We start from the raw sequence: 19,360 nt of genomic DNA on the forward strand, positions 1-19,360 counted from the left end.
CGGCACGCTACAGCTCGATCTCCTTGCCGGTGCCCTTGGGCGGGGCGGGCAGCGGGTGCCCGGGCGGCAGGCCCTCGGTGTCCATCTGGATGGGGGGCTCGCCCGTGTCCGGCGCACCGGGCATGCCAGGCAGGGGCAGGGGAGTGCCATCCTCCTCCAGCATGCCACCCTTGCCGCTGCCGCCCACGCCGGGGCCGTCCTTCTGCAGGCCCTCGATTTCGTCGCGGCTGATGCCGGCAATCGTCAGCACCTTGCGGGTGACGCGGATGCGCGCGTGGCTGGTGAGCGCCATGGCGATGGAGTCCGAGGGGCGCGCGTCCAGCGTCATCTTGCGCTTGCCCTGCTCCAGGAAGACGCGGCCGGAGTAGACGTTGTCGCGCAGGTCGTCGATGCGGACCTCGGTGACCTTGCCGCCCAGCTGCTTCACCACGTCGTCCAGCAGGTCCTGGGCGAGCGGCTGAGGCGGGTCGCGGTCGGCCAGCCGGAAGGCGATGGAGACGGCCGAGGCCTCGTCCACGAAGACGGGCAGGACGATGGCGCGGTCCTTGGTGGTGAGCACGACGGCGTGCGTCTGCGCTTCGACCAGGGGGACGACGTCCTGCACCTCGAGCTCCACGAGCTCGGCGCAGGCCTTGGGGTCGTCACCCTTGGCGGTGATGCAGGGTTGACCGACCGCCGGTGTCACGGCGGAGGCGGCGATGGCTCCGGATGAAGGCCCGAACGCGGGTAGGAGCAGCAGCCCTCCCAGCGCCAGGAACACAGCCGACAAGGGGGCGACGAAGAGGGCGGCGCGGTTGGGCGTTTTCACACCTCTAAGCTACGCACCCGGTACCCCCCCGGGAGGGTACGGCTCCGGGCCCGCCCTTCCCGCGCGGGAGGCCCGCCCTCCGGGTCGGAGGGCAGGCGGGCGGGCGTGGGAGTCAGTGCTTCACGGCATCAACGACGGTCATCGTCCTCGTCGTCGTCGTCGTAGTCCTCCTCGTCGTCGACGTCCTCGTCCTCGTCCTCGTCGAGGTCGTCATCCTCCTCGGACTCCTCCTCGTCCTCGTCGTCGTCCTCCTCGTCGTCGAGGGTGTCCTCCACGTCCACGGACTCGAGCGTCATGGACACGGCGAACTTCTTGTCGAGCGCGGCAATCTGCGCGCGCATCTCCGTGAGCGCCGCGACGAAGTCCTCCGACAGGTTGGCGGGCGCCTTCGCGTCGCAGTGGGGACAGACGAGCTTCTCCGTCCCCTCGATGAGATCCTGGGCGTCCAGCTCGAAGCTCGCCTCGCACTTCTGGCAGGTGAAGTCGATGCTCATGGTCGGGCGCGGCATACAAAGCCCTCCAACCGCCTGTCAACGTCGGATACGCGCACCTTGGCTGGCGGGCCCCTCCGGGCATCCGGTAGCTTCCGGCCATGGAACTTCCGAAGACCGTCGTTCACGCGCTCCATGACCGGGCCACACAGCAGGATCAGCAGCCCGCCATGTGGACGCGCCGGGGTGGCGCCTATGTGCCCACCTCGTGGTCCGAGTACGCCCAGCGGGTCCGCCGCTTCGGCCTGGGACTGCACGCCCTGGGGTTCGAGGCCGGTCAGCCGGTGGGCATCCTCAGCTTCAACCGCGAGGAGTGGCATGTCGCTGCCCTGGCGACCATCGCCCTGGGCGGGGTGCCGGTGGGCCTGTACACCACCAGCTCCCTGGAGCAGCTCGAGTACATCCTGGGCCACTGTGAGGCCACCGTCCTCGTGGTGGAGAACGAGAAGCACCTGCGCACCGGCCTGGCCCTGCGCGCGAAGCTGCCCAAGCTGCGCCACGTCATCGTCATGGACGCCCCGTCGCCCCTCCCGGAGGGCGTGCTGACGTATGCGGACGTCCTGGCGCGCGGCACCGGCGTGGACGAGGGGCCCTACTGGGACAGCGTCAACGCGCTCCAGTCGGAGGCGATGGGCACCCTCATCTACACGTCCGGGACGACGGGCCACCCCAAGGGGGTGATGCTCAGCCACCACAACCTGACGTGGACGGCGAAGCAGCTCGTCGACTCGGTGGAGTTCGGCCGGCACAACCCGTCCTCGCTGGTGTCCTACCTGCCGCTGTCCCACATCGCGGAGCAGATCATCTCCCTGCACGGTCCGCTGCTGAAGGGCATCCAGGTCTACTTCGCGGAGTCGGTGGACACGATGCCCAACACCCTGAAGGAGGTGCACCCCACCTTCTTCTTCGGCGTGCCCCGCGTGTGGGAGAAGTTCAAGGCGAAGGCGGAGGCGGGGCTGAACTCGCAGCCGCCCCTGAAGCGCAAGCTGGTGGCCTGGGCCCGGAGCGTCGCCGCCGAGCGCCATGAGCGTGCCATGCGCCACGAGCGCCTGCCGGTGCTGCTGGAGGCGCAGTACCGCCTGGCGCAGAAGCTGGTGTTCGCCCCGCTGAAGGCGCGCATCGGCATGGACCGGGTGGAGTTCTTCGCCACCGCGGCGGCGCCCATCGGCCGGGACGTGCTGGACTTCTTCGCCTCCATCGACATGGTCCTCCACGAGGTGTGGGGCATGACGGAGGTGTCGGGCCCGGGCACGGTGAACACCGAGGAGCACACCCGCCTGGGCACGGTGGGCCGCGCGATGATGGGCACGGAGCTGCGCATCGCGGAGGACGGCGAAATCCTCATGCGCGGCGGCAACGTCTGCATGGGCTACTACAAGAACCCGGAGGCCACCGCGGAGCTGCTGGAGGACGGGTGGCTGCACACCGGTGACGTGGGCCGGCTGGACGCGGAGGGCTACGTCAGCATCACCGGGCGCAAGAAGGAGATCATCGTCACGTCCGGTGGCAAGAAGACGGCGCCCGGCAACATCGAGGAGCTGCTCAAGTCGCTGCCCGGCGTGGGCAACGCGCTGGTGGTGGGCGAGCGGCGCAACTACCTCGTGGCCCTGCTGGTGTTGGACGGCGAGAAGGTCAAGGCCCTGGCCCAGGAGAAGGGCTGGCCCGCGGACCCTGCCGTGCTGGCCGAGGACGGGCGCCTGCGCCAGCTGCTCCAGGACGCGGTGGAGCGCGACGTCAACCCGAAGCTGTCCCGCTTCGAGACCATCAAGAAGTTCGCCGTGGTGGCCACGGAGTTCTCCGTGGAGGGCGGCGAGCTGACGCCCAAGCTGAGCGTGCGCCGCAAGGCCGTGGAGCAGAAGTACGCCGCGCTCATCGAGGCCCTCTACGCCGACTCCAAGGGCGAGGCCCACGCGGGCTGAGGCGCGGAGGCCGCGAGCCTCCGGGGCGCTGGAGCCTCGGGGGGCGCAAGAAGCAGAAGGGGCGGGGAACCTTCTTCGGTTCCTCGCCCCTTCGCGCTTCAGGGAATGGCCGTTGCTGACGTCAGGAGGCGCGGACTACTTCGCGGCGCGCTTGTCCATGGCGACGTAGTCGCGGCGCGCGGAGCCCGTGTACACCTGGCGCGGACGGGCAATCTTCTGCTCCGAGTCCTTGACCATCTCCTCCCACTGCGCGCACCAGCCCACCGTGCGGGGGATGGCGAAGAGCACCGGGAACATCTCCACCTGGAAGCCCATCGCCTCGTAGATGAGGCCCGAGTAGAAGTCGACGTTGGGGTACAGCTTCCGCTTCACGAAGTACTCGTCCTGGAGGGCGATGCGCTCCAGCTCCAGGGCGATGTCGAGCAGCGGGTTCTTGCCCGTCACCTCGAAGACCTCGTCCGCCACGCGCTTGATGACCTTGGCGCGCGGGTCGTAGGACTTGTAGACGCGGTGACCGAAGCCCATCAGCTTCTTCTCACCCTCGCCGCTCTTCACCGACTTGATGAAGTCGGGAATCTTGGAGATGTGGCCAATCTCCCGGAGCATGCGGAGCACCGCCTCGTTGGCGCCGCCGTGCAGGGGGCCGAAGAGGGCGCCGATGCCGGCGGTGACGGCGGAGTACGGGTCCACCTCGGACGAGCCCACCGTGCGCACGGACGTGGTGGAGCAGTTCTGCTCGTGGTCCGCGTGGAGGATGAAGAGCACGTCCAGCGCGCGCTCCAGCACCGGGTGCACCTTGTAGGTGGTGGTGCCGATGCGCTTGATCATCGCCAGGAAGTTGGCGACGTAGGACAGGTCGTTGTCCGGGTAGATGTACGGCAGGCCCATGCTGTGCCGGTAGGAGAACGCGGCGATGGTGGGCATCTTCGCGATGAGCCGCGTGATCTGGATGCGGCGGCTGCGCTCGTCCTTGATGTTCCGGGCGTCCGGGTAGAAGCCGGAGAGCGCGGCGACGGTGGAGCCGAGCATGGACATGGGGTGCGCGTCGTAGCGGAACCCGTCCATGAAGGACTTCACGTTCTCGTGCACGTACGTGTGGTGCGTGACGAGGTGGATGAACTGCTCCAGCTCCTTCGGCGTGGGCAGCTCGCCGTTGAGCAGCAGGTATGCGACCTCCAGGAAGCTCGACTTCTCCGCGAGCTGCTCGATGGGGTAGCCCCGGTACTCGAGGATGCCCTTGTCGCCGTCGATGAAGGTGATGGCGCTCTTGCAGTTGGCGGTGTTGAGGAACGCCGGGTCGTAGCCCATCAAACCAAAGTCGTCCTCGCTGGCTTTGATCTGGCGGAGAGCATTGGTGCGAATACAGCCGTTCTCGATCGGGACCTCGTACGTCTTCCCGGTCCGATTGTCGGTGATCGTCAGCGTGTCCTTGGCCATGGGGCGCAGATTTCACAGGGCGCAGAGCGCTTTCAACAAAAAAGAACCATAAGTCCGAAGGTCGGACACTGATGGTCCTAGGACTGCTGGGAAATAAGAGCGCCCGAGCGCGAAAGCTGACGCCAGAAGCCGGGGAAGCTCTTCTCCACGCACTCGGGGCCGGTGAGGTCCAGCGGAGCGCCGGAAAGCACGGAGAGCGTGGCGGAGACCATGGCCATGCGGTGGTCACCCCGGCTGTCCATCGCGAAACGGGCGGGAGGGGCGGCCGGGGGGCGGATCTGGAGTGACTCCCCCTGGAGGTCCGTGGTGCCTCCATAGGCCGCCACGAGCGAGCGGATGCCCTCCAGGCGGTCGCTCTCCTTCACGCGGAGGATGCCCACATCCGTGAGGGTGGAGGGGGCCGGAAGCACACAGGCAAGCGCCGCCAGGGTGGGCAGCAGGTCCGGGCACTCCTTGCCGGACGCCTGGAGCCCGCCCGTCAGGCGCCCCTGGACCTTCATCGTGTGCGTCTGTCCGGTGGGGACGGCCTTCAGGCCCACCTGCTCGATGAGCCGGAGGATGGCGCCGTCCGGGTGGGCGCTGCCCGGGTCCGCCCGCTCCACGGTGCCGCCTGTCTTCCAGGCGACGAGCAGCAGGTAGCCCAGCGAGGACCAGTCGCCCGGGAGCGGCGGGGCGGAGGGTGGGGCCTCGTGGCCGGCCACCGTGTAGCGGCCCGTCGACTCCCGGACCTCGAAGCCGAAGCGTCTCAGCCACGTCACGGTGAGGTCCATGTAGCCGGCGCTGGTCAGCGGGCCGTCAATCTCCACGCTCCAGTCGCGCCGCTCGCGCAGGTGGAGCGCCGCGGCGCCCAAGAGCAGGCTGGAGGCGTACTGGCTGCTCTGCGCGCCCGGTACGCGGAACACCGGGGCGACCTTGGAGGTGTCGCTCGGCGCACGCAGCTCCACCGGCCAGGGCGTGCCCTCCGTGAGGGTGAGGCCCGCCGGGCCGAGCGCGTCCTTCAGCGAGGTGAAGAGCGGGCCATGGGGGCGCTCGCCCAGGCGCGGCGTGCCCGTGAAGCGCACATGGGCGCCGGGCGTCACCGCGGCCTGGGTGACGAGGATGCGGAAGGGCGCGCCGCCATCCGCGCAGTCCACGTCGCGCTGGGGCCCCGGGGGAAGGCGCAGGGACTGGATGCCCCGGCGCATCACCCGCACGTCCGCGGGCAGGTCCTCGTCCGACTCGGCCTGCACGGACGGGAGCGGCCAGGCGCCGGTGAGGTGGCCGAGCACCAGCGCCCGCTGAGCGTCCGACTTGGAGACCGGCGGGGTGAGCGGTGAGGCGCTCAGGGCGCTCGGGTCCAGGTGGATGCGGGAGGTGCTCGTCGAGGTCATGGGCGCTTTCCTTCAGTCCAGGCGGGCCACAGCTCGCGCCAGGTGTGCTGCGCGACGTCGCGCACTTCGGTGGAGCCGATGGCGGTGAGCAGCACCATGCGCAGCTCGCCCGCGGCGCCCGCCTTCTTGTCCGCGTCCAGCAGCGCCACGATGTCCTTGAGCGGCGCCTTCCGGAGCAGGGCGGAGACGCGCTCTCTTCCGAGCACGCCTGGGCCGTTGGCCAGGGCCGCTTCCGCCTGGGCCGCCACGGGCTCGGGTGTCACGCCCAGGTGACGGCCCACGTCCAGGGCCAGCAGCATGCCCAGCCCCACCGCGTCGCCGTGGGACAGCTTGAAGCGTGACACGCTCTCCAGCACGTGGCCGAAGGTGTGGCCGAAGTTGAGCACGCGGCGCAGACCCTGGTGCTCGTACGGGTCCTGCGAGCAGACGCGCTCCTTGAGGGCGCGCGCGTCCTTCACCAGCTTGTCCAGCGCGGGCGGCTTGCGGACGTAGCGGCGGAAGACGGAGGAGTCGAGGCTGATGACCATCTTCCACGCCTCGAGCGAGCCCTCGCGCACCTGCGTGGGGGAGAGGGTGGAGAAGAACTCCGGGCAGAGCCAGCCCTCGTCCGCGTAGTGGAAGACGCCGGCGGGGTTCTTCACCACGCGGCCGCGCACGGTGAGGTCCACCGCGCCCTTGCCGCCGAGGCTGCTGTCCACCGCGGCCAGCAGCGTCGTGGGCACCTGCACCAGCCGCACGCCGCGCTTGAGCAGGTGCGCGGCCACGGTGGACACGTCGCCCACGGTGCCGCCTCCCACGGCCAGCAGGGTGCCGGAGCGCGGCAGGGACAGGCCGCCGGCGAGGACCTTCTCCAGCGCGGCGAACGTCTTGGCGCTCTCGCCGCCGGTGAGCTGGACGATGGCGCGCGGCCGGCGGGCCTCCAGCGTGGGGACGAGGTCGGGGTGGAGCTTCGCGACGGTGCGGTCCACCACGGCCACGCTGCCCTCGGGCAGGCTGGCGGCGAGCCGGGAGAAGGTGCCCCAGCGGTCGACGGGGGGACGGTAGGCCCCGGGGGGAAGGAAGCTGCTCATAGGGTGTGGGGCCGGGCGTTGAGCTGCAGGACGAGGTCGGCGATGACCAGCGACACCATCGCCTCCAGGACGGGGACGGCGCGGGGCATGATGCACGGGTCATGGCGCCCGCCCTTCGCGTGGTCCATCAGCGTCGCGGGGGGCTTGAAGTAGGCGCGCACCTGCAGCGGCTCGCCGTTGGCCAGGCCGCCCTGGATGCCGCCGTACGCATCCTTCACCGAGTGGAAGACGGTGCCGGGCTGGCCGATGCGCTCGAGCAGGTCCGGCGGCCCCCACACGACGCCCGTCACCGCGCCGATGCTGCCCAGCGCCTGGGCGATGAGCGCCTTCACCTTTCCGAAGATGGGCTCGCCCAGGCCCACGGGCAGGCCCTCGACGCGCACGTCGATGGAGCCACCGAGGCTGTCACCAGCCTCCTTCGCGGCGAGGATGCGGCGGGACATCTCCTCTCGGACGCGCTCGTCCGGGCAGCGCGTGGCATGGGCGTCCACCTGGGCGCGGGTGAGGCCCGGCGGGGGCACGGCTGCCACCAGGTCTCCCACCTGCGACACGTACGCGACGGTGCGGACGGAGGGCAGGTCGCGGGCGAGGTACGCCTCGGCGATGGCGCCGCCGATGACGCGGCAGAGCGTCTCGCGGCCGCTCGTGCGGCCGCCGCCGCGGTGGTCGCGGTGCTTGAAGCGCTCGCGCCACACGGAGTCCGCGTGGCCCGGGCGGTCCTCGGCCTTCAGCTTGTCGTAGTCGCCCGAGCGCTGGTTGGTGTTGCGGACGATGGCGGCGATGGGCGTGCCGAGCGTCTTGCCCTCGAAGACGCCGGACAGGAGTTCGACCTGGTCGGGCTCGCTGCGGGCGGTGGTGATGGCGGACTGGCCCGGGCGGCGGCGGTCCAGCTCCACCTGGATCTGCTCGCGGGTGAGGGGCACGCCGGCGGGGCAGCCGTCCAGGATGGTGCCGAGCGCGGGCCCGTGGCTCTCGCCAAAGGTCGTCATGCGGAAGAGGGTGCCAAAGGTGTTCATATCGCGGACTCCCAGATCTGGCGCTGCCGCCGGGCCTGCGCGATGAACCACGCGGCGCCCAGCAGGACCGGTGTGCCTCCACGGCGGGAAATCTCCGCGGCGATGCGCCGGCCAGGCGCACCGTAGGCGATCACCGCGACGCGCGCCCGGTCGAATCGCAGGGATTCCGGCACGGGCACCCGGTCCGGCCACGTCCACACGCCCGCCCCCTTCAGCGGCGCCTGGATGTCCGCCCGGCGCACGATGCGCAGGTTGCAGCCAATCTCGCCCGACACCGCGCGCAGGGCCGCGGTGGCGCCGCCGTCGCCCAGGACGAAGGCGTCCATGGCGTTGAGGCGGTCCAGCACCGAGAGCGCCCCGTACGTGTCCGTGTTGAAGGCCTCCCAGCGGTCACCCCGGCGCACCAGGGTGTTGATGGCCTCCAGCCGGGAGCCCGTGTGCTTCGCCAGCCGCAGCTTGAAGGGGCTCGTCACCGCGAAGCCCGCGTAGTGCGGCAGCAGCGAGTCCACGAGCGCCTCGACGGGGCCGTCCTCGGGGATGTCGATGCGGTCGAACGGCTGGCGGTGGATGCGCGGCGAGCGCGAGTGGGCGATGGACGTGCCGAGGATGCCGAGCCGCAGGGGCGGCTCCAGCGTGGTGCGGTCCGCGCCCTTCAGCTCCCGGACGACGTCGTCCAGCAGGCGCTGGCCGGGCGCGGCGGCCCAGGAGCCTCCCGCCGCCACGTAGTCGAGCATGTTCCTGCGGGCCAGCAGCGCGCGCGCCGGCAGGGCCACCGGCCCCATGCCGAGCACGGTGACGCGGAGCACGCCGAAGCGCTCCATCAGCTTGCGCTGCGTCTCGAGCAGGGTGCCCAGGTGCTCCGGTCCCGTCATGGGCTCCACGTGCTTGACGAGGGCGTCCGGGGGCAGCTCGCGCTCCCACAGCCGCAGGGCCTCGTCGGTGGACAGCGGCCGGTCCGCATGGTGGGACGCGAGCAGCTTCCCGGCGGGCGCGTCCAGCGAGCCGTGGCGTCCCGTGGTGTCCTTCAAGTCCCGGTCCACCCGCCAGGCCACGGAGACCCAGTCGGGCGGCAGGGGCCTGCCCCGCTCGGAGACGAGCAGCGGGAGGGCGGCCCGGATGTCCCCGACGTCCACGGCCTCGGGGGAGTGGAGGTCCGTGCGCAGCTCCAGCACGTCGGCGCCCCGGCGCTGGCACTCGCGCGCGAAGCGCACGGCGTCGTCGCCGAGCACGGTGGGGGGGAGGGTGACGACACGCGTGGCGGGCGTCAGAAGGACACCTCGGAGATGAGGCAGCCCCGGAGGAAGTCCACCAGGGCCACGGTGGGGACGCGCCCGTGGAGGGCCTCGCGCTCATGGAACACGGAGGCGAGCTCCTCTTCCAGTGAGACGTCGGGCCGCAGTCGCGGGCGCGTCTGGTCCACGAGCAGGCGCTCGCGGTAGGTCTCGAAACTGATGGGCACGAGCAGGGGGAACAATCCGGCCAGTGCGTCCGCGTGGTGCGACAGGAAGCCGCCTCCCAGGGACACCAGCCCACCGGGCGGTAGCTCCAGGAGGGCACGGCGCTCGGCGGCACGGAACTCCGAGGGGGCCTCGGCCACCCAGGCGCGCAGCGGGCGGCCATGGAGGCGCTCCAGGTGGGCGTCCAGGTCCAGGCCCGTCCTGTCGAGCAGCCGGGCCACCAGGGGCAGCAGCCGCGTCTTGCCCGCGCTGCGGTGGCCGGCAATGACCACCGTCTGCCCCGGCGCGGGCAGCAGGGCAGGGCCCGGACGGGCGAGGGCCTCCCTCATTCCCGGCGAGAGCCGGGGGTCTACCGAGGAGAGGACCTGTTCGACGAGCTGTTGTCGCTGCTCAGCGGACGGTGCCGACATAGACGTAGGCAGTGCCGAACGTCAGCGGATGGGCGGCCCGCTCCGAGTACGCGCCGGACTGCTCCATCAACCCGATGAACTTCTCCCCGGAGGGGAAGGCCGCCGAGGTGCGGGGCAGGTATTCGTAGGCGGCGCGGTTGCCGGTGAGCAGTCCGCCCACGGCCGGCATCACCGTCTTGCTGTAGAAGCGGAACAGCGCGCCGAAGGCGCCGTCGGGCTGGCCGAACTCCAGCACCACCACGCGGCCGCCGGGGCGCACCACGCGCGCCATCTCCTTCAGGCACTTCACCGGGTCATCCACGTTGCGGATGCCGAAGGCGATGGAGGCCACGTCGAAGGTGTTGTCCGCGAAGGGCAGGGCCAGCGCGTCCGCCACCTGGAACTCCACCTGGAGGCCCGCCTTCGCCGCCTTGGCCGGAGCGCTCTCCAGCATCTCCGGGCAGAAGTCCGTGCCCACCACGCGGCCGCTGGCGCCCACCTTGTGCTTGAAGACCATGGCCAGGTCGCCGGTGCCGGTGGCGCAGTCGAGCACGCTGCTGCCCTCCTTCGCGCCACTGAGGCGCACGGCCTTGCGCCGCCACAGCCGGTGGATGCCGAACGACAGGACCTCGTTCGTCACGTCGTACTTCGTGGCGATGGAGGAGAACATCTCTCGGACTTCGGCGCTCATCGAGCCCTCGCGACATGGGCCGGAGAGTCCGGCCTCCAAAGGTGTCGGTCCACCGCTCCTAGCACGGCTGGCAGCCGGCGCATCAAAGTCTGGAAGCGCTCGGGTGTCAGGGCCTGGTGGCCGTCGCACATGGCTTGCTCCGGCCGGGGGTGGACTTCAATCAATAATCCATCCGCCCCGGCGGCCGCGGCGGCCAGCGACATGGGGAGGATGAGCTCCGGGTCGCCCGTCGCATGTGACGGGTCCACGATGACGGGCAGGTGCGAGCGCTGCTTCGCCCAGGCCACCGCCGCCAGGTCCAGCGTGTTGCGCAGCTCCGTCTCGAACGTCCGGATGCCGCGCTCGCACAGCATCACCTGCTCGTTGCCGCCGTCGAGGAGGTACTCCGCCGCCAGCAGCCACTCCTGCAGCGTGGCCGCCAGGCCCCGCTTGAGCAGCACCGGCCGCCGCACCTTTCCCAGGGCTCTCAGCAGCGAGTAGTTCTGCATGTTCCGCGCGCCCACCTGGAGGATGTCGGCGGACTCGAGCATCAGCGGAATCTGCGCCTGCTCCATCACCTCGCTGATGACGGGCAGCCCGTGGCGGCGCCCGGCGTCCGCCAGCACGCGCAGGCCCGGCTCACCCATGCCCTGGAAGGCGTAGGGGCTGGTGCGAGGCTTGAATACGCCACCCCTCAGCACATGGGCCCCGGCGGCGGCCACCGTGGCGGCGGCGCGCTCCACCTGCTCCGCGCCCTCCACCGCGCACGGCCCCGCCATGACGACGAAGCCCGGGCCGCCGAACTCCACGGTGCCCACGCGCACGCGGGTGCCCTCGGGCCGCGCCGAGCGGAGCACCTTCCGCGCTCCTGTGTCCCGCCCCGATACCGCCGGTGCGGGTGCGTCTGGCCGCTCGCCTCCCACGGACCCTCCGATTCATGGAGTTCAAGAGGTTTTGAACTCCTTGGTGCATGTATAGCCGAGATGGCTTAGAAGACAACCGAAGGTGATTGCGAGGCAATCATCGATGAGGAACGCTGATGAAGACGCTCAATCCCGTTGAGGGCCAGCGCTGGGTGGCCGGAATGATGCCCCTGGCGGTGGGGGATCCGCTGGCGGGAGCGGACGTGCTGGGCGTTCCTTCGGTGTACTGGGAGCGGCCCCTGGCGCAGGAGGCGGCGGCGGGCTGGGGCGAGGCCGCGGTGGTGGAAGCGGAGGACGCGGCCCAGGCGGCCGCGGCGCTGGCCTCGCTGGCCACGGCGTCGCTGCGCTGGGTGGGTGAAGCGCCCGCGGCCATGCCCGGCCCCTGGTTCGGCGGCATGCGCTTTGGCGCCACGGGGGCTCCCGATGCGGCGTGGGACTCGCACGGTGTCGCGCGCTGGACGCTGCCGGAGGTGCTGGTGTGGCGCGACGGCGGCGGGGTGAAGGTGGCGGCCTTCGCGCCCGAGGGTCGGGGGGGCGAGGACGCGGTGCGCTCGCGGCTGGAGCGGGTGCGCGCGTGCTTTCCGGAGTCCTACCGTCATGCGCGCGGCGCCCCGGTGGCGCTGAAGCTGGACTCCTCGCGCCCGGCCTTCGAGACGCGGGTGGGGCGCGCGCTGGAGGCGATTGCCTCGGGCCACCTCAAGAAGGTGGTGCTGGCGCGCTCGCTGGACGCGGAGGGGCCGGAGGCCTTCGACGTGGTGGACGTGCTGGCGCGCCTGCGCGAGCAGAACCCGCGCTGTGCCACGTTCCTGTTCCGCGCGCCGGATGGGGCATGCTTCCTGGGGTCCACCCCGGAGACGCTGTGCCGGGTGGACGGGCGCGTGCTGGAGACGGAGGCCCTGGCGGGCACGGCGGCGCCGGGACAGGCCGAGGGGCTGCGGGGGCACGACAAGGACCTGCGCGAGCACGACTCGGTGGTGCGCTACATCCTCGCGACGCTGCGGCCGCTCGCGGAGGGCGTGACGTCGGACGCGGAGCCGGCGCTGCTGACGCTGAAGAACGTGGTGCACCTGCGCACGGGCATCCGCGCGGAGCTGCGCGAGGGCGTCAGCGCGGCGCAGGTGGTGTCGGCGATGCATCCGACGCCGGCGGTGGGAGGCTTCCCGCGTGAGCGCGCGCTGTCCTTCCTGGTGGAGCACGAGGGCCTGGACCGCGGCTGGTACGCGGGGCCGGTGGGCTGGGTGGGACCGAAGCGCGCGCACCTGATGGTGGCGCTGCGCTCGGCGCTGGTGCGGGGGGCCAAGGCGCGCCTGTTCGTGGGCGTGGGCCTGGTGGCCGGCTCCACCGCGGAATCCGAGTGGCGGGAGACGGAGATGAAGAGCCTGGCCATGCTGCGGGCGCTGGGAGGCGGGGATGTCGTCCGACGCTAACCTCAACGTGCTGTGGGCGCGCGCGTTGCTGGAGGAACTGGCGCGCGGAGGGGTGCGGCACGCGGTGGTGTGTCCGGGCTCTCGCTCGTCGCCGCTGGCGCTGGCTTGCGCGCGCGCGGAAGGCGTGCGCACCTGGTCCGTCATCGACGAGCGGAGCGCGGGCTTCTTCGCGCTGGGCCTGGCCAAGCAGTCCCGCGCGCCGGTGGTGGTGGTGGCGACCAGTGGCACGGCGGGCGCGCACTTCTACCCGGCGGTCATCGAGGCGGCGCTGGCCCATGTGCCGCTGGTGGTGCTGACGGCGGACCGGCCGCTGGAGCTGCAGGGGTGGGGCGCTCCGCAGACGGTGCCGCAGCAGCGCTTCTACGGCGAGCACGCGCGCCTCTTCGCGGACCTGGGCCAGCCCGAGGCCAGTGACGTGGCCCTGGCCCACCTGCGCGCCACCGCGTCACGCGCCGTGGCCACCGCGATGCGGGCGCCGCGCGGGGCCGTGCAGCTCAACGTGCCCTTCCGCGAGCCGCTCGCGCCGCTGCCGGAGGCCTTCGGCGAGGAGCGCCTGTCCGCGCTGGTGAAGTCGGGCCGCCCCGGTGCGCCGCTCACGCGAATCGTCCCTCCCGCGCCCGTGCCGGACCCGGCGACGCTGGACGAGCTGCGCCGGCGCATCGCCGCCACCGAGCGCGGCGTCATCGTCTGCGGCCCGCGCGACGAGGCGGACGGCTTCGGCGACGCCATCAGCGCGCTCGCACAGGCGACGGGCTACCCGGTGCTGGCGGAGGCTACCTCACAGGCCCGCTACGGCGGCGGCCCGCTCACGGTGTCCCACTACGACGCGCTGCTGCGCCACGCGCCGTTCGCGAAGGCGCACCGGCCAGAGCTGGTGCTGCGCTTCGGCGGCGGGCTGACGCCGAAGGTGCCCCAGCAGTGGCTGGACGCGTCCGGCGCGGACACCGTCCTCTTCAGCGACGGGGGCGCGCTGTTCGACCCTGCGCACCGCGCGGCGCTGGTGGTGGAGGGCTCGGCGGTGGCGGCGTGTGAGTCGCTGGCGCGCGGCCTGTCGCGCGGGGCGGGGAAGTGGGCCCAGGGCTTCCTGGGGGCGGAGCGGCTGGCGCGCAAGGCGCTGGAGGCCGCCTTCGCCGAGCACCCCGACGCGCTCGGTGAGCCGCGCATCGCCCGCGAGGTGGTGGCGGCGCTGCCGGCCGGGGTGCCGCTCTTCGTCTCCAGCAGCATGCCCATCCGTGACGTGGATGCCTTCGCCCCGGCGGGCACGGTGCCGCTGCGGGTGCTGGCCAACCGTGGGGCCAATGGCATCGACGGTATCATCTCCAGCGCGCTCGGCATGGCCGCGGCGGCAGGAAGGCCGGCGGTGCTGCTCAGCGGGGACCTGGCGCTGCTGCACGACGTGGGCGCCTTCGTCACCGCGTCGCGCGCCCGCGTGTCGCTCACCGTGGTGGCGGTGAACAACGACGGCGGCGGTATCTTCTCGTTCCTGCCCATCGCCCAGGCGGCGCGGCCGGACGAGTTCGAGTCCCTCTTCGGCACCCCGCACGGGGTGGACCTGGCCCACGCGGCGGCGCTCGGTGGGGCGCGCCTGCACCGGCCCACGACGCCGTCGGCGCTGCGCGCGGCGGTGCGCGAGGGGCTGGAGGGGGGACTCCATCTGGTGGAGGTCCGGGTGGACCGGGCCGCCAATGTGGACGAGCACCGGCAGCTCTTCACGCGGATGGCTGCCGCACTGGGAGAAGGACCATGGGCGTGACGCTGGCATACGAGATGTGGGGCGAAGGGGCCCGGCCGCTCGTGCTGCTGCACGGCTTCACCGGGAGCCGCGATTCCTTCGATGACCTGCGCCCGTGGCTGGGCCGCTCGGTGCGCGCGGTGGCGGTGGACCTGCCGGGCCATGGCGCCACGCCCCTGCCGGAGCGCAAGGGCCGCGACGGCTTCCTGGAGACGGTGGACGCGCTGGTGGCCCTGGTGGACCGGCTGGAACTGGGCACGGTGGACCTGCTGGGCTACTCGCAGGGCGCGCGCGTGGCGCTGGCGGCGGCGGTGCGCGCTCCGGACCGCTTCGGCCGGCTCATCATGGAGAGCGGCTCGCCGGGCCTGCACCGACGCCAGGAGCGGGCGGCGCGGCGCGAGGCGGATGCGCAGCTCGCGGCCTTCATCCGCGCACGGGGCGTGGAGGCCTTCGTGGACCGCTGGGAGTCCCTGCCCCTGTTCGAGGGCCTGCGCCAGCTTGCGCCCGAGCGACGCGACGCCCTGCGGGCCCGCCGCCGCGCCTGCACGCCCGACGGGCTGGCCGGTGCGCTGGAGTGCCTGGGCCTCGGCGTGCAGCCCGACTACTGGCCGGAGCTGCATGCCCAGCGCCTGCCGACGCTGCTGCTCACCGGCGCGCGGGATGCGAAGTTCACCCAGACGGCGCGCCGCATGGCCGCGGAGCTGCCGGTGGTGTGGCGGCATGCGCTCGCGGACTGCGGCCACGCGCCGCACCTGGAGGCGCCGGAGGCGTACGCCCGCGAGGTGCTCGGCTTCCTGCAGACGCCCTGGTACGAGGCGCCGCAGTTCGACAGCCCCGCCGCCACGGTGGCGGGCGCGGGGAGGGTGACTCCGTGAGCACGTCGGTTCCTGGCGTGGGGCCGCTGGCGACGAAGCCTCGGCCCACGGTGAAGAGCTGGTTGCTGGCGGCGCGGCCGAAGACGCTGACGGCGGCGCTGGTGCCGGTGCTGGTGGGCACGGGGCTCGCGTTCGGCCTGGGCGTGGGGCGGTGGCTGCCCGCGCTGGCGGCGCTGCTGGGCGCGGTGCTCATCCAGATTGGCACCAACTTCATCAACGACTACTACGACTTCAAGAAGGGCGCGGACACGCACGAGCGGCTCGGCCCGGTGCGGGTGACGCAGAGTGGCCTCATCGCTCCGAGCACGGTGCTGGCCGGTGCGGCGGTGTGCTTCGCGCTGGCGACGGCGGTGGGGCTCTACCTGGTGATGGTGGGCGGGTGGCCCATCGTCGCCATCGGCGTGGCCTCGCTGGTGTGCGGCTTCGCCTACACGGGAGGCCCGTTTCCACTGGGCTATCACGGCCTGGGCGACTTGTTCGTGTTCCTCTTCTTCGGCCTCGTGGCGGTGATGGGGACGTACTACGTGCAGGCGGGCACGGTGGACCCGGCGGCGGTGTGGGCCGCGGTTCCGGTGGGTGCCAGCGGCACCATGCTCATCGTCGTGAACAACCTGCGCGATGCGACCACGGACGTGAAGGCCGGCAAGCGCACACTGGTGGTGCGCTTCGGCACGGGCATGGGCAAGGCGGAGTACGTGCTGTTGCTCGCGGTGTCCTATGCGACGCCCTTCGCCATGTACGCGCTGGGGCTGGCGAGCCCCTGGGTGTTCCTCGCCCTGCTGAGTCTTCCGCTGTCGCTTGCGCCGCTGCGCCTGGTGCTGAAGGCGCAGGGCGCGGCGTTGAACCCGGCGCTCGGCGGCACGGCGAGGTTGCAGCTCTTCTACGGCGTGCTGTTCGCGGTGGGGCTCTACCTGCGATGATGTGAGCCCATGCGGATTGCCCACGCGACGCTCACCCCACTGCGGTTGGACCTGCTGCAGCCCCTGAAGACAGCACGCGCCACGTATCCAGCGCGCGAGGGTTTCCTCGTGCGATTGGTGGACGAGGACGGAAGGGTGGGGCTCGGCGAGGCGATGCCGCTGCCGGAGTTCGGCACGGAGTCGGTCGAGGTCTGCGGCGCCATGCTCGGCGCGTGGCTGTCCTCGCTGAAGGGCCAGTTCCTGGGCGACTCGGTGCGCGCCATCGAGGACACGCTGTCGCCCTTCCCGCGAGAGGTGGCGCGCGGTGACGGCGTGCGCATCCGCGCCCAGCACCCCGCGCCGGAACGCCCGGTGCCCGCGGCGGAGCACGCGCTGGAGCTGGCGCTGCTGGACCTGCTGGCGCAGCGCCAGGGCGTGCCGCTGTGCTGGCTGCTCGCGGAGGAGGCCCGTCCCGAGGTGGCGGTGAATGCGCTGCTGGGCGCGGAGACACCGCAGGCGCTGGCGGAGGAGGCGAAGGCCGCGGTGGCCGAGGGCTTCGGGACGCTGAAGCTGAAGGTGGCCGGCCGCTCCATCGAGGAGGACGAGGCGCGCGTGAAGGCCGTGCGCGAGGCGGTGGGCGCGGACGTGAAGCTGCGCCTGGATGCCAACGGCGGCTGGTCCGAGCCCGAGGCGAAGCGCGCCCTGGACAAGCTGGGCTGGTACGGCCTGGAGCTGGTGGAGCAGCCCACGCCTCCGGATGACCTGCCGGCGCTGTGGCGCGTGCAGCGCCGCTCCCCGTGCATGGTGGCCGCGGACGAGTCGCTCGGCTCGCCCGAGGCACTTCGGGCGCTGCTGACGGTGGATCCGCTGCTGGGGGGCGGCCCCGCGGTGGGCGCGGTGGTGCTCAAGCCGATGGTGCTGGGCGGGCTGCTGCCGTGCCTGGTGGTGGCGATGCGCGCGACGCGGCTGGGCATGCAGTCGTACGTCACCAGCTCGCTGGACGGCGTGGTGGCCCGGGCCGGTGCGACGCACCTGGCGGCGGCGCTGCCCTCGGGTGCGCTCGCGTCGGGGCTCGCGGTGGGGCGCCTCTTCTCCAACGAGCCGCCCGTGCACCCCTACAAGCCGGTGAATGGGCACATCCGGCTCCCCGAGGCCTCGGGGCTGGGGCTGGACCCGAAGGTCGTGGGATGAACGCGGAGCCGGTGACGCGGAGGACTGCGTCCAGTCCGGCTCGCTCGAGACGCGCAGCGCGGTGGCTCGCCCCTCCCGGCGCGGCTGCGTGGAATGAACGTTCCTTCCGCGCAACCGCGAAGCGCCCCTGGGGGGAGGGTGGACGTACCCGAAGCCCGACTCCGCCGGCATCGAGGATGGGCCTGGAGCCCCGGCCGCGCGGCGTGCCCGCTCCGCGCGTCGAGGTGCCGAGATGACGTCCTGGACCTGTCCCATTCGAGAAGGCGCCCTGCGGCACCCGGACGCGGAGGCTCTCACCTTTGCCGGCCGCTCGTGGAGCTATCGCGCGCTGGACGCAGAGGTGGGCCGGTGGGTGGCAGTGCTCTCGGCGCGGGGGCTCGGGAAGGGCGAGCGCGTCGCGCTCCTGGCGGTGAACCACCCGATGTCCGTGGGTCTCTTCTGGGCCCTCGGGCGCCTGGGCGCGGTCCTGGCACCCCTCAATGCGCGCCTCACGCGCGCGGAGCTGGCGCCGCTGGTGGAGGACATTGCCCCGCGCCTCATGCTGGCCCAGGGCCCGCTCCTGGACCGGCTCCCCGGGGCCGAACCCCTGGAGACCTTCGTCCCGAGCTCCACTCCGCCGGCCGCCACGTGCCTGCCTCCCGCGGAGGACGCGCCGAGGGTGGTCCTCTTCACCAGCGGAACGACGGGCCGCCCCAAGGGCGCGGTGCTGACGGAGGGAAACTTCCGCGCCTCCGCGAGGGCCTCCGCCGCGAACCTGGGCGAGCACTCCCAGCCGCGCTGGCTGGGCACGCTGCCCCTGTTCCACGTCGGCGGGCTGGCCATGCTGACGCGCACGGCGTACGAGGGTGGCTGCCTCCTCCTGCACGAGCGCTTCGACGCGGACGCCGTCAACCGGGCGCTCGAGGCAGAGGGCGTCTCCCACGCCAGCCTCGTGGCCACCACGCTGGAGCGGGTGCTCGACGCGAGGAGAGACGCCCCCGTGCCGCCGTCCTTCCGCCTGGCGCTCATCGGCGGAGGTCCGGTGCCGGCGCTGCTGCTGGAGCGCGCGCGGTCCGCGGGGCTGCGGGCCCTCCAGACCTACGGCCTCACGGAGGCCTGCTCCCAGGTGACCACGGAGCGTCCCACCGAGGCGGACGGGCGCACCGCGGGCCCGCCGCTTCCGGGGCTCGAGGTCCGCATCGTCGACGAAGCTGGCACGGTGCGGGCCCCCGGTGAGGAAGGCGACATCGAGGTGCGCGGCCCCACCGTCATGGCGGGCTACTGGCAGCGCCCCGAGGCCACGCGCGAGGTGCTGCGCGACGGCTGGCTGCGCACGCGGGACGTGGGCGTGCTGGACGCGCGCGGGCGGCTCACGGTGCTGTCGCGGCGCACGGACCTCATCGTCCGCGGGGGGGAGAACATCTACCCCGCGGAGGTGGAAGCGGTGCTCGCCAACCACCCGGCCGTGCAGGAGGCGGCGGTGGTGGGCGTGCCGGACGCGCGCTGGGGCGAGGTGCCCGTGGCCTTCATCGCTCCGCGCGCCGGCCAGCCGCGTCCGGGGCCCGAGGCGCTGGAGGCGTGGTGTCGCCAGTCGCTCGCGGGCTTCAAGACGCCCGCGCGCTTCACCTGGGTGGCCGCGCTGCCGCGCAACGCCATGGGCAAGGTGGAGCGCACCGTGCTCCGGCAGCGCTCCATCAACTGACGCGC

General features: G+C 72.3%; 17 protein-coding genes. 7 read left to right on the forward strand and 10 right to left on the reverse strand.

Annotated elements, in window-relative coordinates:
* Positions 1 to 7: 7 nt before the first annotated feature.
* Positions 8 to 808 carry a bifunctional nuclease family protein gene (locus LXT23_RS32050; protein ID WP_253984174.1) on the reverse strand — a complete coding sequence of 267 codons (801 nt, stop codon included), beginning with the start codon at positions 806 to 808 and terminating at the stop codon, positions 8 to 10.
* Positions 809 to 936: 128 nt separating this feature from the next.
* Positions 937 to 1,317 carry a hypothetical protein gene (locus LXT23_RS32055; RefSeq protein WP_253984175.1) on the reverse strand — a complete coding sequence of 127 codons (381 nt, stop codon included), beginning with the start codon at positions 1,315 to 1,317 and terminating at the stop codon, positions 937 to 939.
* Between the two features lie 83 nt (positions 1,318 to 1,400).
* On the opposite strand from LXT23_RS32055, the gene LXT23_RS32060 reads away from it, so the two are divergent.
* Positions 1,401 to 3,218 carry an AMP-dependent synthetase/ligase gene (locus LXT23_RS32060; RefSeq protein WP_253984176.1) on the forward strand — a complete coding sequence of 606 codons (1,818 nt, stop codon included), beginning with the start codon at positions 1,401 to 1,403 and terminating at the stop codon, positions 3,216 to 3,218.
* 135 nt (positions 3,219 to 3,353) lie between these two features.
* Here LXT23_RS32060 and LXT23_RS32065 read toward each other — a convergent pair whose 3' ends face one another.
* From LXT23_RS32065 to aroF, 8 genes are all read right to left on the reverse strand, one after another.
* Positions 3,354 to 4,655 carry a citrate synthase gene (locus LXT23_RS32065; protein ID WP_253984177.1) on the reverse strand — a complete coding sequence of 434 codons (1,302 nt, stop codon included), beginning with the start codon at positions 4,653 to 4,655 and terminating at the stop codon, positions 3,354 to 3,356.
* A gap of 77 nt (positions 4,656 to 4,732) precedes the next feature.
* Positions 4,733 to 6,025, reverse strand: a complete 1,293-nt coding sequence (locus tag LXT23_RS32070; protein WP_253984178.1) for a 3-phosphoshikimate 1-carboxyvinyltransferase — start codon at positions 6,023 to 6,025, stop codon at positions 4,733 to 4,735.
* Positions 6,022 to 7,095, reverse strand: coding sequence for a 3-dehydroquinate synthase (locus tag LXT23_RS32075; RefSeq protein ID WP_253984179.1), 1,074 nt, complete (start codon positions 7,093 to 7,095; stop codon positions 6,022 to 6,024). Before LXT23_RS32075 ends, LXT23_RS32070 begins: the two co-directional genes overlap by 4 nt.
* Positions 7,092 to 8,111 carry a chorismate synthase gene (gene aroC / locus LXT23_RS32080; protein ID WP_253984180.1) on the reverse strand — a complete coding sequence of 340 codons (1,020 nt, stop codon included), beginning with the start codon at positions 8,109 to 8,111 and terminating at the stop codon, positions 7,092 to 7,094. The genes LXT23_RS32075 and aroC overlap by 4 nt, the downstream gene beginning before the upstream one ends.
* A complete protein-coding gene (locus tag LXT23_RS32085) occupies positions 8,108 to 9,379 on the reverse strand; it encodes a shikimate dehydrogenase (RefSeq protein WP_253984332.1) in 1,272 nt (423 codons plus the stop codon). Before LXT23_RS32085 ends, aroC begins: the two co-directional genes overlap by 4 nt.
* On the reverse strand, positions 9,376 to 9,897 hold the full coding sequence (locus tag LXT23_RS32090) for a shikimate kinase (protein WP_253984181.1): 522 nt from the start codon (positions 9,895 to 9,897) through the stop codon (positions 9,376 to 9,378). Before LXT23_RS32090 ends, LXT23_RS32085 begins: the two co-directional genes overlap by 4 nt.
* A gap of 61 nt (positions 9,898 to 9,958) precedes the next feature.
* Entirely contained in the window at positions 9,959 to 10,648 is a 690-nt protein-coding gene (ubiE, locus tag LXT23_RS32095; RefSeq protein ID WP_253984182.1) for a bifunctional demethylmenaquinone methyltransferase/2-methoxy-6-polyprenyl-1,4-benzoquinol methylase UbiE, read from the reverse strand.
* Positions 10,645 to 11,484: a 3-deoxy-7-phosphoheptulonate synthase gene (gene aroF / locus LXT23_RS32100; protein ID WP_323379108.1), complete on the reverse strand. Its 840-nt coding sequence runs from the start codon at positions 11,482 to 11,484 to the stop codon at positions 10,645 to 10,647. The genes ubiE and aroF overlap by 4 nt, the downstream gene beginning before the upstream one ends.
* A 182-nt stretch (positions 11,485 to 11,666) precedes the next feature.
* Here aroF and LXT23_RS32105 point away from each other — a divergent pair, with 182 nt between their 5' ends.
* The 6 genes from LXT23_RS32105 (at position 11,667) to menE (ending at position 19,355) form a co-directional block, all read left to right on the forward strand.
* Positions 11,667 to 12,977 (forward strand): isochorismate synthase, encoded by a 1,311-nt coding sequence (locus LXT23_RS32105; RefSeq protein ID WP_253984183.1) that lies wholly within the window; start codon positions 11,667 to 11,669, stop codon positions 12,975 to 12,977.
* The gene (menD, locus tag LXT23_RS32110; RefSeq protein ID WP_253984184.1) at positions 12,961 to 14,730 is read left to right on the forward strand and encodes a 2-succinyl-5-enolpyruvyl-6-hydroxy-3-cyclohexene-1-carboxylic-acid synthase; all 1,770 of its coding nucleotides are present in this window, start codon (positions 12,961 to 12,963) and stop codon (positions 14,728 to 14,730) included. The genes LXT23_RS32105 and menD overlap by 17 nt, the downstream gene beginning before the upstream one ends.
* Positions 14,721 to 15,584 carry a 2-succinyl-6-hydroxy-2,4-cyclohexadiene-1-carboxylate synthase gene (gene menH / locus LXT23_RS32115; RefSeq protein ID WP_253984185.1) on the forward strand — a complete coding sequence of 288 codons (864 nt, stop codon included), beginning with the start codon at positions 14,721 to 14,723 and terminating at the stop codon, positions 15,582 to 15,584. Before menD ends, menH begins: the two co-directional genes overlap by 10 nt.
* Positions 15,581 to 16,504, forward strand: a complete 924-nt coding sequence (locus LXT23_RS32120; RefSeq protein WP_253984186.1) for a 1,4-dihydroxy-2-naphthoate polyprenyltransferase — start codon at positions 15,581 to 15,583, stop codon at positions 16,502 to 16,504. The genes menH and LXT23_RS32120 overlap by 4 nt, the downstream gene beginning before the upstream one ends.
* A 9-nt stretch (positions 16,505 to 16,513) precedes the next feature.
* Positions 16,514 to 17,674, forward strand: coding sequence for a mandelate racemase/muconate lactonizing enzyme family protein (locus LXT23_RS32125; protein ID WP_253984187.1), 1,161 nt, complete (start codon positions 16,514 to 16,516; stop codon positions 17,672 to 17,674).
* A 232-nt stretch (positions 17,675 to 17,906) separates the two neighbouring features.
* Entirely contained in the window at positions 17,907 to 19,355 is a 1,449-nt protein-coding gene (menE, locus tag LXT23_RS32130; RefSeq protein WP_253984188.1) for an o-succinylbenzoate--CoA ligase, read from the forward strand.
* Positions 19,356 to 19,360: the final 5 nt, after the last annotated feature.

It is taken from the genome of Pyxidicoccus xibeiensis, from assembly GCF_024198175.1.
Taxonomy (GTDB): Bacteria; Myxococcota; Myxococcia; order Myxococcales; family Myxococcaceae; genus Myxococcus; species Myxococcus xibeiensis.